Source organism: Paenibacillus sp. FSL R5-0713, from assembly GCF_037973325.1.
In the GTDB taxonomy this organism is placed as follows: domain Bacteria; phylum Bacillota; class Bacilli; order Paenibacillales; family Paenibacillaceae; genus Paenibacillus.
The window spans coordinates 1,450,866-1,466,100 of record NZ_CP150229.1 but is presented as its reverse complement, the minus strand read 5'-3'; the positions used below and the strand labels follow the sequence as shown (position 1 = coordinate 1,466,100).

The window sequence follows — 15,235 nt, the reverse complement described above, 5'->3', positions numbered from 1 at the left end:
ACACCTCTTACTTTAGTTTCATTCGCACAGGTTCCTCTGTATACGTTCCAACTGCGCGCCTTGCATGAAATCTCATCAGAAAACCTTGCATCATAATTTTGGTATTACGCTTGAGCAGCACCCAATCTTTCCACCAGGGATACAGCGACAGTGCTTTTTTCAAATAAACGTTATTGCGCAGAGTATTTCTCGACCATTCGAGCATTCGATAATGATGTAATTGGCGGCGTTTCTGTTCCTTGGACATATCGTTGTAGTATTTCAAAATAATTTTGCGTTGGCCTTTGTACTTGGCCGTTGTGGAGGTTGAAATGCGCGGCCCGCTATGGATATTGATATCCACGAGCGGTTCTTTCACATTCACGGCAATGTAGCCTCGTTTTAATATGCGCAGATAAAAATCATAGTCCTGAGCGGATGTCAGATTCTCATCGAATCGAACTTCACGGGCAAGCGCGGTAAGTACCATGATTTTGGACGTTTCCCCGATCCAGTTGAATGTAAGCAGATCCTCATACCGTACAACATCACGAGGCTCCACCGACAGTTTCCGTTTGACCACCTGATGCTGCTCATTCGTGTATGCGAGATACTTGCTGCAAAAGGTAAACGATTCCTGCGTACGCTCCAGCACTTCCGCCTGGGTTTTAATTTTTTCGGCCATCCATTCATCATCATCATCCAGGAAGGCAATGTACTTGCCATTGGCTTGGGATATCCCCACATTCCGTGCATGATTGGCTCCTTTGGGATATGGAACCCGAATGTACCGAATCCGTGAATCATCCCGGGCCCAAGCCTGACAGATCTCTGGCGTCTGGTCTTCTGATCCATCATCCACAATGAAAATCTCCAGATACGGATGTGTTTGCTCTCGTACACTTCTCAACGCATTTTTCAATAACTCGGCCCGGTTATGGGTCGTAATGATGCAAGATACCAAGGGGTTCATTTCATCACCTTTTCCTGTTCACTAGGATACCTTCACTTGAAGTGCATCATATATTCCTGACAGCCTGCCTACGAGAAGATTCATATCGAACCTATCCGATATAATCGCTCTGTTATATGAACCCATTCTTGCTCTAATCTCTTCATCCGTAATGAGATATTCCAGTGCTGATGTTAGCCCGTGCACATCTCCCGGCTCGATTAACAGCCCATTATGACCGGATGTAATCACTTCGGGAATGCCTCCGACGTTGGTCGATATAATGGGCAAGCCACAATTCATTGCTTCAAGTATGGCCATAGGTAATCCCTCATGATAAGAAGGCAGGACCAGCAGATCCGCTTCCCGCATCAGCTTTTCCTTTTGCTCTCCGTTAATCCAGCCGAGTACGTTGACACGCTCTTCGATTCCATACTGCTGTACAAGCGCTTTGACCTCTTCGACTTCGCCATCCCCCGCCAGATTGAAGGTAGCTGTAACGCCCAGCGCCTTTAATTGCTGAATAGACTGAAGCAGATCATAGACGCCTTTTCGCTCACCCAGTCTTCCCATGAAGAGAGCATTAACTGCCGCCTTCTGCTCCTTCGCAAAGGGCTCTTTCACAAAGACTCCGTTATAGAGCACCTCAATAGCTGTCTCCGGAACAATCGTGACAAAGTATTCTTTCCACGTCTGGGATAAGACAATCAATTTATCGGCTTGATTCAAAATGTAGTGACAATACTTGCGCTGCAGGGCGAATCGATTGTAGAAATCATCAAAGCTGGCCGCATGAATATGCAGAATGACTGACTTTCGAAACAATTTTCTTGCGGTTAGCAGGAATAGTGACTTCCGATAAAAGCTCCCGTTGTTCGCCATATGAATATGAACAATATCCGGCTTGAACGTGTACAGCTTCATCCAGAATTGAATGAATCCCCGTATAAAAATAAGCAGCCGTGAGAACACGCTGCCCGTGATATACGTTTCCACCCGCTGCATGGCATACATATCAGAGATGGAAGAATCCTCAATGTTTTTGATGACACTCACAATTCCACCCATATCCTTCAAGGATGATCCAACAACCAATACTTTTGGTTTCATGATAGACTCCTTTTTTCATGGTTAATCTTCAGAATACTTACAGACTATTCACGTAATTTTTGATGGATGAGATCAGATCAGACTGTTTTCTCACATAAGGCTGGAACGTCTGCTCCTCTATGCAAGGAACCAGTTTTTGTAATTCAGCCTGACTCTCTGCAACGGCAACATAGCCGTTCTCCTGAAAAACCTTAGAAATCTCAAGTTGATGATCATCAACATGTTCACCCCACTCTTTCCGGCGCGGAATGACGATCACCGGCTTGCCGCGTTCGAGACAATTCGTGATGGAGCCAACACCCGCATGAGTGATAATACATCTGCTGCGCTGCACGTATCCATTCATCTCTTCCTGCGTCAGGAAAGGAATTGCAGTGAAGTTTCGCGGCTGATACTCCGTATATCCCGACTGGGCAATAACTTCCTCTTCAATAATTCCAGCCTCAATCGCCTCATCAATAAGCTCGAACATGCGATTGAAGGGAAAGCGCTGGGTTCCAACAATAGCAAATATCAAAATAAAGCCCCCCTGTATTTTGCATTGGGATAGCTATCCTGCAACGTTTCCCACTGGATAAAGAACTCATCCGAGATTTTGTACATCAATCTCCCGGTTGCGCTGGAGGAATAGATTTTGGCATAACTTTCGATATAAATCAGCTTGGCACCGAAGATTTTACCGATGAGGCAAAATGGATATGTGGCCCCTGCCCCTGTCGTAATGATGACCTTTGGACGCTCGCGCAGATATAAAAAGAATGATTTGATAATGTTAGCCATAAAAATCAGCAAAAACATCGCATTCTTACGCTCTTGCTGCATTAAGAAGTATATTTTGCCCTGAGATGAATCTACTTTTCTGCTTTTGTTCTTCTCGGTAATCAGGAAATAATCATGTTCTTCAACCGCAGGTATAATCTTGGTCAATTCATCAAAATGACCGCCTGTAGAACTGATCAAACAGACCTTCATGTTCTAATCTCCTTTGAAAAGGATGCGTCCTTGGCTCGCTGTACCTGGATATCCACTTCTGCTTCCGCCCCTGAGTTGGAGTGTACTCCTTTTCCCGTAGCATATAATGCGTTCAGGAAGATACAGAATGGAGCAATCAGATGAACGGTGGACAGGGTATTGTCAAAAAAGGAATAGGTCAGGAAACCGATAATCATACCGGCAAAATACAACCGGATCATGCCGCTCAATCGGAAGAATACGGCACGGAATACCAGAAGCAACGATAGAAACAACAGGATGGCTCCAACTAACCCGCCATCGTAATAAAAACGAATGTATTCATTATGCGGAACGACGAAGCCAGAAAAGATACTTCCATCATTAGCCACGAGCGTTGAGCCGAGCCCACGTCCAAATATCGGATACTCATTCGCTTTGCCAATGAAATAGTTCCAGGCTACATCCCTTCCCGACAAGCCTTTGCTCTCTGATCTCATCTCATAGTTGTCCCACTGCGCAATCACCATATAGGCGACGGCCACAACGAATAGAATGAGAGGAATAATGGCACTGACTCTGCCTTTGATGAAGGCTTTCAGTTGATCAAAAAGATAGACCAGAATAATTGGAATGAGTGCAATAAGTGGTCCCCTTGTTCCTGTCTGGACCAGAATAACCAGATGTGTCAAGGTAAGCATGTAATACAGTACAACCTGATGGCCTTGCTTGATCTGGATCAGACAGACGCAGATCGAGATAAAACACAACATGGCCAGATGCGCGGCGATATTAGCTCCCTGTAACCGGGTTACGCCCGACATCTCCAGGTTCGTAATGGACAATATGCCGGCGAGTTGCAGAATATAACCACCAGCGAGACTGAACAGTGGCAACCATGCGAGTACACGTATAATTCGTTGACTGATCTCTCTTGAAAAATGGGGCATCAGCAACAAAAAAGGAACAATGACTCCTAGAAAGGCCTTGAATGGATCCAGCGGATTAACCTTACTGGGCAGATCCGATAGAAAATAACTCTCCACAAATAAAAAAACAATTGCGAGTGCAGGATATATCAGATCTTTTCGAATACCAAATCGTAAAAAAAGAGAAATGACAAAACCCAGAATCGCCAGCTTGTAGAAGGACAGCGAATCCAGTCCTGCCAGATGAATGCTAAATATCTTATCAATGGACAATGAGAAACTTACAATAAGAATCATAAAAATCCAGCTGGGCTGTTTAATATAAACGCCCAGCAGAATCACAGCTATAAGTGCAACAACTGAAACTAGCGGAAGATAGATTGCTGCGAAGACTATTATTAGTGAAAACAAAATGATGTTAAACGACTTCATATTTAATGCAGCAAGTATACCGGTTTTTTGCATATCTGCTATGCCACCTCAAAGCCAGAATCGTGTTTCAAAACGCATCCTTCGAACCTACCAGCACCTTGAACGTTCTGAAGATAATTTTGATATCCACCATCATGCTGCGTTCACGGGCATACGTCAGATCCAGCTCTACCATTTCTTCAAACCCAACACTATTTCGACCGCTGACTTGCCATAATCCCGTACATCCCGGGATCATCTGCAGGCGTTGTCTGTCATAGGAAGTGTAGTTCTTCACTTCTCTGGGCAGAGCTGGTCTGGGTCCTACGAGACTCATCTCACCTCTGAACACGTTCCACAACTGAGGCAGCTCATCCAGACTGGTCTTCCGAATGAACTTGCCAATGCGGGTAATGCGGGGGTCGTTTTTCATTTTGAACATATTCCCGTTCACTTCATTCTGATCAATCAGTTGTTCCAGCAAATCTTCAGCATTCGCAACCATGGACCTGAATTTGTACATATGAAACTCTTTCCCATTCTGTCCAACCCGTACCTGACGAAAAAAAACAGACCCCTGAGGGGCCTCGATTTTGATTAGTATTCCGATGACCGCAAACAAGGGGCACAAAATGATCAAACCTATGAAAGAACCCAGCAAATCGAGCATTCTTTTCATAAATAGATACACTTTATCCGCATTTTGTCCTGACATCGTTGATGCATTGTACCCCAGACTTGGGTCCATAACAATCTCCGCTTCCTTCGTTTGGGGAGATGGACTCATTCAAACTCCCCCCCGGCTGCATATTCTACCGACTCTTTTTCCAAAATATGTTGCAGTGCTTGCAGCATTGGAATTCTAAGTTCCTGTTTTTGCAGAGCGAAATCGATGGTTGTCAAAATGAATCCCAGTTTCTCGCCCACGTCATAACGTACTCCCTCGAAATCGTAAGCATACACTCCTTGTGTCTCATTTAAACGCTGAATCGCATCTGTTAATTGAATCTCTCCCCCTTGACCAATCTCTTGTTGTTCCAGATGTTCGAAAATCTCTGGACTCAGTACGTATCTCCCCATAATCGCCAGGTTGGAAGGCGCTGTGCCTTGGGCAGGTTTCTCTACGAACCTGAGAACCTCTGTCAAACGGCCATCCGATTGAAGCGGGTCCACAATGCCGTATCTGTCTGTTTGTTCAGCAAGTACGGTTTGTACGCCAACAATGGAATGTTGAACCTGATCATATTGATCAATCAATTGTTTGGTGCACGGCACTTCCGATACGACGATATCATCTCCGAGCAACACGGCAAAAGGTTCGTCACCGATAAAGTTACGTGCACACCAGACAGCATGACCAAGTCCTTTGGCCTCTTTTTGTCTTATGTAGTGGATATCCACGTTAGAGGATTTGCGAACCTCTTCAAGCAGGCCCAGCTTCCCTTTTTCCAGCAAGTTATGTTCCAGTTCAAAAGCGTTGTCGAAATGATCTTCAATCGCGCGCTTCCCTTTACCTGTTACGATGATAATGTCTTCAATTCCAGAGGCAATGGCTTCCTCAACGATATACTGTATAGTTGGTTTGTCCACAATAGGGAGCATTTCTTTGGGCATCGCTTTCGTGGCTGGCAAAAAACGTGTACCCAGTCCAGCTGCAGGAATGATTGCTTTTCTCACTTTTTTCATAAATACCACCCTATCCTCTTTTTATAGTTTAAAAGTTGAACCAGGGCATCTAACCCGTCCTCACGTCATACCTTCGACGATTAACGTCTAAGGTTCACTGAACCCACAGCATGACCGAGTGCCTACAGTGATAAAGGTGCAGTAGACATTACCTGTTTACCTGGAGCAACGGACAGAACTTTATTTCTCTCCGTAACCCACCGGAACTGCAACGTTTTTGATATTGTTCAGGATTGCGCCCAGGATTCGTGCATTCACATGCTCCAGAGCAGCCTTGGTCTTCTTCACCAATTCCTTCTTGACCTTGCCTGAGTTCACGACCAGCAGCACACCATCACACAGCGAACTCACAATGAGCGCATCCGTTACTGCGAGCACCGGTGGTGTGTCAAACATGATGACATCATATTGATCCTCTAACTTCTCCATCAGCCTCTTCATCCGGTTGGAACCGATCATCTCGGAAGGGTTTGGCGGAATTGGGCCAGAAGTGAACAATTGGAGATTATCGATATAACTCTCTCTGAGCACTTCTTCCACACTGTACTGATTGGACAGCACACTGCTAAGGCCGATGTGATTGGGTACGGAAAACACCTGGTGCAAAGAAGGGTTACGCAGATCGGCATCGATTAACAGAACCTTTTTGCCTTCCTGAGCATAGGTTACCGCCAGGTTGCTAATGGTGGTGGTCTTGCCTTCACCGGCTTCGGCCGAAGCCACCATGATTTTTTTGATATGACTGTCGATTGAGGAGAACTGAATATTGGTCCGCAATTTACGGTACCCCTCCGAGATTTGAGATTTGGAGTTAAAATAGGTCACCAGACTGTTATTATCATTGGTTAGCCGTGACATATTTGCCATCCCCCACTTTCTGTTGAGATACGTAATTTTTCGTATTTTTCAGATCATCTTTTTTCATCTTGGATATCACCGTAAGCACAGGCAGGCCCAGTTCTTTTTCAAGTTCAGTCTCGGATTTGAATGTGTCATCCAGATAATCCATCAGGAATACAAGTGCAATCGCGAGCACAAGACCTGCGAACAGACTGACAATGATGCTTAATGTGGTTTTCATATTAATTGGAGATGCGTTACTATCCACTTTGGCTTCGCTGAGGATAGCGACATTATCGATTTTCATGATTAGGGGGATTTGAGATTGGAACACGTTGGAGATGGCATTGACCGTTTTTGCGGCTTTTTCGTAGGAAGTCCCCTGTACAGTTATGCTCATCACTTGGGATTCGCTGGCTGTAGAGACGGAGGTGCTATTCATGAGCTGTGCTGAGGTTAAGCCAAGGTCTGGATACGTGGAAGCCACTTTATCCATAATGGCTGAAGATTTAATAATTTCTCTGTAGGAGTTAATGAGTTTGATATTGGTTTGAATCATGCTGAAGTCCATCATCGCCTGGCCTTGAACATTGGAGGTCTGGTTCACGATAAGCTTGGAACTCGCCTCATAGATCGGTTGGGTGAAGAAAATACTTTTGACCCCTGCACCCACACCCGCTACCAGAGCAATTGCAACAATCAACCACAGTTTCTTTTGTAAGAGTCGAAAATATCCTTTCAGTTCCACTTTCATTCCTCCTATACGTTGTGATCTATCCTATGTAACTACCAGATGGACAGTAGCCATTTGCGAGGTTTCCAGCGTTCTGTGACAAGACACGAATTCGATAGGATGTGTGACGCATTCTCTGCAAGCCTCTTAACGGCCTCAGATCCAAAACGACGCTCAATCACCCGCTCCCCTTCACTTATGGCAAATGTCCTTTTGCACGTATCATGTGCATCTGATGAAATGAAATGAAACCCGTTTTCTTTACAAAAATGAAAACACCACTGCCGAACTTTCCGTCCGAAAAGCCCAGTGAAAGATTGAGCCGTAAGCTGACATAGCCCGCCTTGACTCAAATAATCCGCCAACAACTTTGGCTTCTTCAAAATGATACGATTGCGTTCCGGATGAGCAATGATAGGGGTAATTCCCGCTATTCGTAATTCATGCAGTATCCTGGGGAACTGTGAGGGAATATGACCAAAGGGCAGTTCCAGCAACATGTAACGACTTCCGGCGAGTGTGCAGCACTTTCCTGCATATAAGTCTCCAATCAGGTTGTCATGCACCCTGATCTCCTGTCCGGGACGGATCTCCAGGCGAATGTTACGTTTGTGAAGTTCTGCATGTAGCAGGTTCACGGCCTGATTAACCACCATCGGTTCATTGTTGTATTGCCCGTTCAGGTGATGCGGAGTAGCAATAATGGAGGTGATTCCAGAGGCTGCCGCCTTCTCAGCCATCGCAACGGACTGCTCCATTCGAACAGGACCATCATCCAGACCGGACAATATGTGGCAGTGCATTTCAACCATATCCAAACTTCCTGAAATAGTATGAGCCCCCTCGCCCCTTTATTCATTGCGCAAATGCTTTTGGTGTTAAAGAACTAATGCATAACGCTATGAAATATAGTAAAATGGCGTTAAGTACATGTTTTGTTCAGAATTTGTTAAGAATCGACTTGGAATTATATGGTGAAATCAATGTAATGATAGGTTTTCTGCAGATCCTTCTGCTCTGTTGCCTTTTCATACTGAGAACGGGAAACCGTGGGAAACTGAACTTCAGTAAGCATTGTGTTTAACTGTCCAGTTATATATAGTTTCTGTTCGTGCTGAATATGCAAATTTGAATGATACATTGTGAGCTCTCCGAAGGGCTGTTTCCATTGCAACCTTGCGTGAAGTCTTACACATACATGATGATCTTCAACATCCAAACCTATGAGCATTTCTGATGATACTGGCAAGTTCAGGTCGCTCAGGAAGGTGACTGCTTGAGTGTCCATTCCAAGTAACAGAACAGGGCGTCTTTTGTGGTCTACCATTTTCTTATGAAACTCCTGAATGTACATATGGACATTTAATTTCATATCAGCCCATTCCTGAATTATTGATTGCATGGTTTCATTCCTTTAGAATGGATTAGCCTACATGGACTGCCTCTACTTCCTTCTCACAGGTATATGGTCCAGGCAACAAGGAGATACTTAAAATATCCCAAATGATACATTTTGTAACTCCATACGTCCAATTTACGATACAAAACGTATCATGTCAAGCGGTATTTGGACATGGTTCTTTTGATTTACGACAATTTGAGATGTCCTTAGACAGACCTATTTACAAATGGAAATGGGTTAAAGGAAACTTATGAGGAGTTACTCTTTTGCAGGAAAGCTGCCCTGATCAAAAACTTGGCTCAGGATTGTTTCTATATATATTTGATGTCGTTCAGGGGGAAATAGCTTATGAGCTACGGAAATCGCATTGCTGAATTACGGGAACAGCGGGGACTTACTCAAGAAGAACTTGCGAGCTCCATTCATATTACCAGAGCTGCTCTCTCCCACTACGAGAAGAACCGACGTAAACCGGACTTCGAAGTGTTAACGAGACTTGCTGACATCTTTGATGTGTCTATTGATTATCTTATAGGACGTACGAAGCAAAGCGATGTCGTGATGGATGAGGACGTACGTGAATTCGTTGATACCTTGGAGTTATCGGACAAAGAAGTGTTAGAACGCTTCGATCTGATGATTGATGGGAAGTCCTTAACGGAAGAAGAGGCACGTCGTTTTATTGCGTTTGTCCGCATGGAACGCAGCATGGACTAAACCCGAAAAGAGGACCCAGTTCCCAAGAGATGCTATCTCTGGCTTCTGGGCTTTTTTTTGTGTCCTAATTCCCTCCATTCCATGGTTATCTATTGTGTCAAGGACGCTTGTTGTTGACGGAGGATATGAAATGGTTCCAACGCTCCGGGTCGATTCCGCATTGCAGTAAAACTTTCATGATGTCCATCTGGGTTGCTTCGACTTGTTTCCCTGTCGGCCTACGATCGTCCCTGTTTGGATGCTTCATATTCATTCCGCTAACCTCTCTTATCTATATACTTTCCCTGCCCTCCAAAACTAGCCTTATTATACTTGAGAACGTTCCGTGATGTTGTCGTCTCATGACGATAACGTTTTTTGAAGGGGTTCTAATTTTGTCGAAAGCCAAATAGGAGCTATATGGTGCCAAAATGGCAACCATATAGCTCCTATTATTCTTAATACAACCTGTTCATGCACGTTCACCTTTGAACAAGGAGTTAACCCCCAGCACGTGCAAGTTCACGCATATTTGCTTCAAACGCTGCAAGCAGTGCTGCTTCTCCAGTCAAGCCCGTCGCCTGAACCCGTTCAATCTGCTCCGTCATACGCTTGAAGTCCTTCGGAATAACCCGAACGAACTGGTTCACCGCATCTTGCCAGTTATCCAGAACGCGCTGACCGACAGCACTTCCTGTATTGGCAACATGACGTTGAATCATGCCTCGCAGATCTGCACTTTCGGCAACATCTTCGATACGCTCCAAAAGAACCATTTCCAGATTACAACGTTGCAAGAATGTGCCTTCCGGATCATACACATAGGCAATACCTCCGGACATCCCTGCTGCAAAGTTACGACCTGTATCGCCGAGTACAACGACACGTCCACCTGTCATATACTCACAACCATGGTCGCCTACCCCTTCAACGACTACTTTGGCACCGGAGTTACGTACAGCAAATCGCTCACCCGCAATACCACGGATATACGCTTCACCGCTTGTTGCACCGTAGAGGGCCGTGTTACCGATAATGATGTTATCTTCAGCCTCAAACGTTGCTTTCGGAGAAGGCATCACGATCAGTTTACCTCCGGACAATCCCTTACCTACGTAGTCATTGGAATCCCCTTCAACGGTCAAGGTCATGCCTTTGGGTACAAAGGCCCCAAAGCTTTGTCCGGCAGAGCCGACAAATTTGAACTTAACCGTATCTTCAGGCAATCCTGCGAGTCCATATTTACGTGTGATCTCACTACCCAGAATGGTACCTACGGCACGGTTAACGTTCGTAATTGGAAGCACCGCTTCAACCGGTTGACCGGATTCAATAGCAGACTGTGCCAGTGGCAACAATTGCTGCATATCCAGCGTTTCTTCCAATTGGTGGTTCTGATGCTGTGTACGGTAACGCGCAGAGCCTTCCGGCATTTCAGGCACGTGCAGCAATACAGACAGATCCACACCTTTTTTCTTCCAGTGATCTACGGCTTCTACCGTTTCGAGGCAATCTGTACGTCCGACCATCTCCTGAATGGTACGGAAACCAAGATCAGCCATGATCTCACGCACATCTTCAGCAACAAATCGCATGAAGTTAACCACATGAGCCGGATCACCCATATAATTTTTACGCAACTCCGGATTCTGTGTTGCTACACCCACCGGACAGGTATCCATCTGACAGACACGCATCATGATACAGCCAAGTGCAACGAGTGGTGCGGTAGAGAAACCATACTCTTCAGCTCCAAGCAAAGCTGCAATCGCCAAGTCACGGCCGTTAAGCATTTTGCCATCTGTTTCGAGTACGACGCGATCACGCAGATTGTTCAGCATCAACGTTTGATGTGTCTCTGCAAGACCCAGTTCCCACGGCATACCCGCATGTCGGATCGAACCTTGCGGAGATGCACCTGTACCACCGTCATAACCGCTGACGAGGATAATATCGGCACGCCCTTTGGCTACACCTGCCGCAATGGTACCCACGCCCACTTCCGATACGAGCTTAACGTTGATCTCAGCACGCGGATTGGCATTTTTCAAGTCATAGATCAGCTCTGCCAGATCCTCGATCGAGTAGATATCGTGATGCGGCGGTGGCGAGATCAGACCTACACCCGGTGTTGAACCACGGACTTCAGCAACCCAAGGATACACTTTGCGTCCTGGCAGTTGTCCGCCTTCACCCGGTTTTGCTCCCTGTGCCATTTTGATCTGAATTTCGTCGGCATTAACCAAGTAGTTGGAAGTAACACCGAAACGTCCTGATGCGACCTGTTTAATAGCACTGCGACGGGAATCCCCGTTGCTATCTTTAATGAAGCGAGCCGGATCTTCTCCACCTTCACCGGTATTGGACTTACCTCCAACACGGTTCATTGCAATGGCAAGATCTTCATGCGCCTCTTTACTAATTGAACCGAAGGACATTGCACCCGTTTTGAAACGACGCATGATATCTTCTACGGATTCAACTTCTTCAAGTGGAATGGAAGCTCCAACCGGTTTCAGTTTCAGCATGGAGCGAATGGTCAACAGCTGATCATTCTCACCTTGCACAAGTTTGGAATATTTTTTATACAGCTTGTAATCTCCGGTACGAACTGCGTGTTGCAACGTATGAATGGTTTGCGGATTGAACAGATGCTCTTCTCCGTCGTTACGCCATTGATAATCGCCACCGGAATCCAATACTTTATCGTTACCGTCTTTATCCGTAAAGGCACGGTTGTGATGTGTCAGCGCTTCGGCTGCCACTTCTTCCAACCCAATTCCACCGATCCGGGAAGGTGTCCAGGTAAAGTAACGGTCAACGAAGTCTGATTTCAGACCCACCGCTTCAAAGATTTGAGCGCCACGATACGATTGAATCGTAGAAATCCCCATTTTGGACAACACTTTCGTAACGCCTTTGGTAGCTGCTTTAATGTAGTTTTTCACTGCTTTCTCATGCGAAATGCCACGAAGCAATCCTTGCTGAATCATGTCATCCAGCGTTTCAAAGGCCAGATAAGGGTTCACAGCACTCACACCGTAACCCAGCAGTAATGCGTAGTGGTGAATATCACGCGGCTCTGCTGATTCAAGCAAAATGCTGACTTTTGTTCTGGTTCCCTGACGAATCAGATGGTGATGCAGACCTGCTACAGCAAGCAATGCAGGAATGGCCGCATTCTCTGCGTCCACACCGCGGTCAGACAGGATCAGAATGTTATGACCTTTGTCGATGACCCGGTCCGCAGCTTCGAAGAGCAGATCCATTGCTTTGCGCAGTCCTTCTGCTCCTTCCGCAGCGGTGAAGAAAATCGGAATCGTCATGGAGCGGAAGCCTGGGCGACGCACATGGCGAATCTTCGCAAAGTCTTCATTGGACAATACCGGTGTATCCAGACGGATCTGGCGACAGCTCTCCGGTTCAGGGTTCAATAAGTTGCGCTCAGGACCAATGGTTGTTGCCGTAGACGTTACAATCTCTTCACGGATTGCATCGATTGGCGGGTTGGTTACCTGGGCGAACATCTGTTTAAAGTAGTTGTACAGACGCTGCGGACGATCCGATAGCACAGCCAGTGGTGCATCATAGCCCATCGAACCGGTAGCTTCCATACCTGTTGTCGCCATTGGCTCCAGGATTTTGCGAAGCTCTTCAAATGTATATCCATATGCCAGCTGAAGCTGGGTCACGTTATCATGTTTTGGATCAGGAAGTTCCGGTGCTTCCGGCAGCTCGCTCAGATCCATCAAATGCTCATCAAGCCAATCCTGATACGGATTCTCGGCTGCAATGATCGCTTTTACTTCTTCATCTGAGATGATGCGGCCTTCTTGTGTATCCACAAGCAACATCCGACCTGGACGCAGACGATCTTTGTACAGGATCTCTTCAGGCGCAATATCAAGCACTCCAACTTCTGAGGACAGGATAATGCGGTCATCCTTGGTTACATAATAACGAGCTGGACGCAAACCGTTACGGTCAAGTGTGGCACCAATCTGCAAACCATCTGTGAAGGCCATTGCTGCTGGTCCATCCCAAGGCTCCATCATTGTGCTGTGATATTCATAAAATGCCTTTTTGGCAGGGTCCATGCCCTCATCTGTGCTCCAAGGTTCAGGAACCATCATCATCGCCACGTGTGGCAGTGAACGACCACTAAGATACAGGAACTCCAGTGTGTTATCGAACATCGCTGTATCGGAACCATCCGGGTTAATGACCGGTTTCACTTTGGCGATGTCGTCACCGAACAGTTCGCTCTCGAACAAGGACTGCCGTGCATGCATCCAGTTCACGTTACCACGCATCGTATTGATCTCACCGTTGTGGATCATGAAGCGATACGGGTGGGCACGTTCCCAGCTCGGGAAGGTGTTCGTACTGAAACGGGAATGCACGAGTGCAATCGCAGATTCCACGAGATCTTGCTGTAGATCCAGATAGAATTCTCCCACCTGTTCCGTTGTGAGCATGCCTTTATAAACAATTTTGCGACAAGACAAGCTTGGCAGGTAGAATGAACCACCTTCTGCTTCATCTGCCGAATATCGAATAGCCAACTCAGCGCGTCTGCGAATAACATACAGTTTACGTTCGAATCCAAGCTCATCCTTCACATCTGCGGATCTTCCAATGAACACCTGACGTACATAAGGTTTCGCTGCAAGTGCAGAACGGCCAAGCATTTCATCAAAAGTAGGCACATCCCGGAAACCCAGGAACGTCTGTCCTTCTTCTTCAATAATCTTCTTGAGGCTCTCTTCGTGCGCACTACGGATGGCAGGGTCTTGGGACATGAACAACATTCCCACCCCATAGAATCCCTGTTCAGGTAATGCAAAACCAAGACGGTCTGCTTCCTGTGCAAAATAACGATGTGGAATCTGAATCAGGATACCTGCTCCGTCACCGGAATTCGGCTCACTTCCCTGTCCTCCACGGTGCTCCATGTTACTGAGCATGGTTAGTGCCTGACTAACGATATCGTGTGAAGGTACTCCTTTGATGTTGGCAACAAAACCCATTCCGCATGCGTCTTTTTCGAACTGCGGGTCATATAGACCCTGTTTTGGAGGTAATCCGATGTGTCTCATGGAACGCAACCTTTCTATAATGAAGTATTTCGGAAAGATCAAGAACATAGGCAACAGGCAACAATGAAACGGGAGGAGCTGGCCTTTCGCTTGCGATAGAGCCTGCTAGATAGAAGAGGTGACAGCATGAGACTGTCAAAAATAAGCCTGCTATTGGGCAGAAGCCATTGAATGAGATGGGCTGATCCGGACGATCCGGGAAACAGCATCATGTATAAATCAACACGCAGCCGCTGGCACGGCTACTGAAATGGAGCGACGTTTTTTTGATATAGTTCTATTATTTTAACACCGACCTAACATCAGCGCAATTTAAACTTTTTAATACCTCTGATAAGAAATGTTTTGCAGTACAGCTTTACAGTAGTGACGTTTAAATTCATCTCTTTTTCGAATAATTATACACTTTTTAAGCCAGAGTACAACTGAATTAAATTGCTGACAGAA

14 protein-coding genes are annotated in these 15,235 nt (G+C 46.0%); 1 reads left to right on the top strand and 13 read right to left on the bottom strand.

Going from position 1 to position 15,235, the window contains the following annotated elements; genetic code table 11:
• Positions 1-7: 7 nt before the first annotated feature.
• The 11 genes from MKZ12_RS06400 to MKZ12_RS06350 form a co-directional block, all read right to left on the bottom strand.
• Positions 8-952 carry a glycosyltransferase gene (locus MKZ12_RS06400; protein WP_339259411.1) on the bottom strand — a complete coding sequence of 315 codons (945 nt, stop codon included), beginning with the start codon at positions 950-952 and terminating at the stop codon, positions 8-10.
• A 21-nt stretch (positions 953-973) separates the two neighbouring features.
• Positions 974-2,041, bottom strand: coding sequence for a glycosyltransferase family 4 protein (locus MKZ12_RS06395; RefSeq protein WP_339240273.1), 1,068 nt, complete (start codon positions 2,039-2,041; stop codon positions 974-976).
• Positions 2,042-2,078: 37 nt separating this feature from the next.
• Positions 2,079-2,558, bottom strand: coding sequence for a PssE/Cps14G family polysaccharide biosynthesis glycosyltransferase (gene pssE, locus MKZ12_RS06390; protein WP_339259410.1), 480 nt, complete (start codon positions 2,556-2,558; stop codon positions 2,079-2,081).
• On the bottom strand, positions 2,555-3,013 hold the full coding sequence (gene pssD / locus MKZ12_RS06385) for a PssD/Cps14F family polysaccharide biosynthesis glycosyltransferase (RefSeq protein ID WP_339240270.1): 459 nt from the start codon (positions 3,011-3,013) through the stop codon (positions 2,555-2,557). Before pssD ends, pssE begins: the two co-directional genes overlap by 4 nt.
• The gene (locus tag MKZ12_RS06380; protein ID WP_339259408.1) at positions 3,010-4,386 is read right to left on the bottom strand and encodes an O-antigen ligase family protein; all 1,377 of its coding nucleotides are present in this window, start codon (positions 4,384-4,386) and stop codon (positions 3,010-3,012) included. The genes pssD and MKZ12_RS06380 overlap by 4 nt, the downstream gene beginning before the upstream one ends.
• A gap of 34 nt (positions 4,387-4,420) precedes the next feature.
• On the bottom strand, positions 4,421-5,080 hold the full coding sequence (locus tag MKZ12_RS06375; RefSeq protein ID WP_253442423.1) for a sugar transferase: 660 nt from the start codon (positions 5,078-5,080) through the stop codon (positions 4,421-4,423).
• A gap of 35 nt (positions 5,081-5,115) precedes the next feature.
• Positions 5,116-6,018: a UTP--glucose-1-phosphate uridylyltransferase GalU gene (gene galU / locus MKZ12_RS06370; protein WP_253431548.1), complete on the bottom strand. Its 903-nt coding sequence runs from the start codon at positions 6,016-6,018 to the stop codon at positions 5,116-5,118.
• A 180-nt stretch (positions 6,019-6,198) separates the two neighbouring features.
• Positions 6,199-6,876: a CpsD/CapB family tyrosine-protein kinase gene (locus tag MKZ12_RS06365; protein WP_339259407.1), complete on the bottom strand. Its 678-nt coding sequence runs from the start codon at positions 6,874-6,876 to the stop codon at positions 6,199-6,201.
• Positions 6,857-7,612, bottom strand: coding sequence for a Wzz/FepE/Etk N-terminal domain-containing protein (locus MKZ12_RS06360; protein WP_339259405.1), 756 nt, complete (start codon positions 7,610-7,612; stop codon positions 6,857-6,859). Before MKZ12_RS06360 ends, MKZ12_RS06365 begins: the two co-directional genes overlap by 20 nt.
• Positions 7,613-7,644: 32 nt before the next feature.
• Positions 7,645-8,403: a CpsB/CapC family capsule biosynthesis tyrosine phosphatase gene (locus MKZ12_RS06355; RefSeq protein WP_339259403.1), complete on the bottom strand. Its 759-nt coding sequence runs from the start codon at positions 8,401-8,403 to the stop codon at positions 7,645-7,647.
• 155 nt (positions 8,404-8,558) lie between these two features.
• Entirely contained in the window at positions 8,559-8,993 is a 435-nt protein-coding gene (locus tag MKZ12_RS06350; RefSeq protein WP_339259401.1) for a hypothetical protein, read from the bottom strand.
• Positions 8,994-9,341: 348 nt separating this feature from the next.
• Between MKZ12_RS06350 and MKZ12_RS06345 the strand changes: the two genes are divergently transcribed.
• Positions 9,342-9,710, top strand: a complete 369-nt coding sequence (locus MKZ12_RS06345) for a helix-turn-helix domain-containing protein (protein WP_047841965.1) — start codon at positions 9,342-9,344, stop codon at positions 9,708-9,710.
• Between the two features lie 97 nt (positions 9,711-9,807).
• On the opposite strand, the gene MKZ12_RS06340 is transcribed toward MKZ12_RS06345, so the two are convergent.
• The gene (locus MKZ12_RS06340; protein WP_215078381.1) at positions 9,808-9,963 is read right to left on the bottom strand and encodes a hypothetical protein; all 156 of its coding nucleotides are present in this window, start codon (positions 9,961-9,963) and stop codon (positions 9,808-9,810) included.
• 226 nt (positions 9,964-10,189) lie between these two features.
• The gene (gene gltB / locus MKZ12_RS06335) at positions 10,190-14,788 is read right to left on the bottom strand and encodes a glutamate synthase large subunit (protein WP_339259399.1); all 4,599 of its coding nucleotides are present in this window, start codon (positions 14,786-14,788) and stop codon (positions 10,190-10,192) included.
• Between the last annotated feature and the right edge of the window lie 447 nt (positions 14,789-15,235).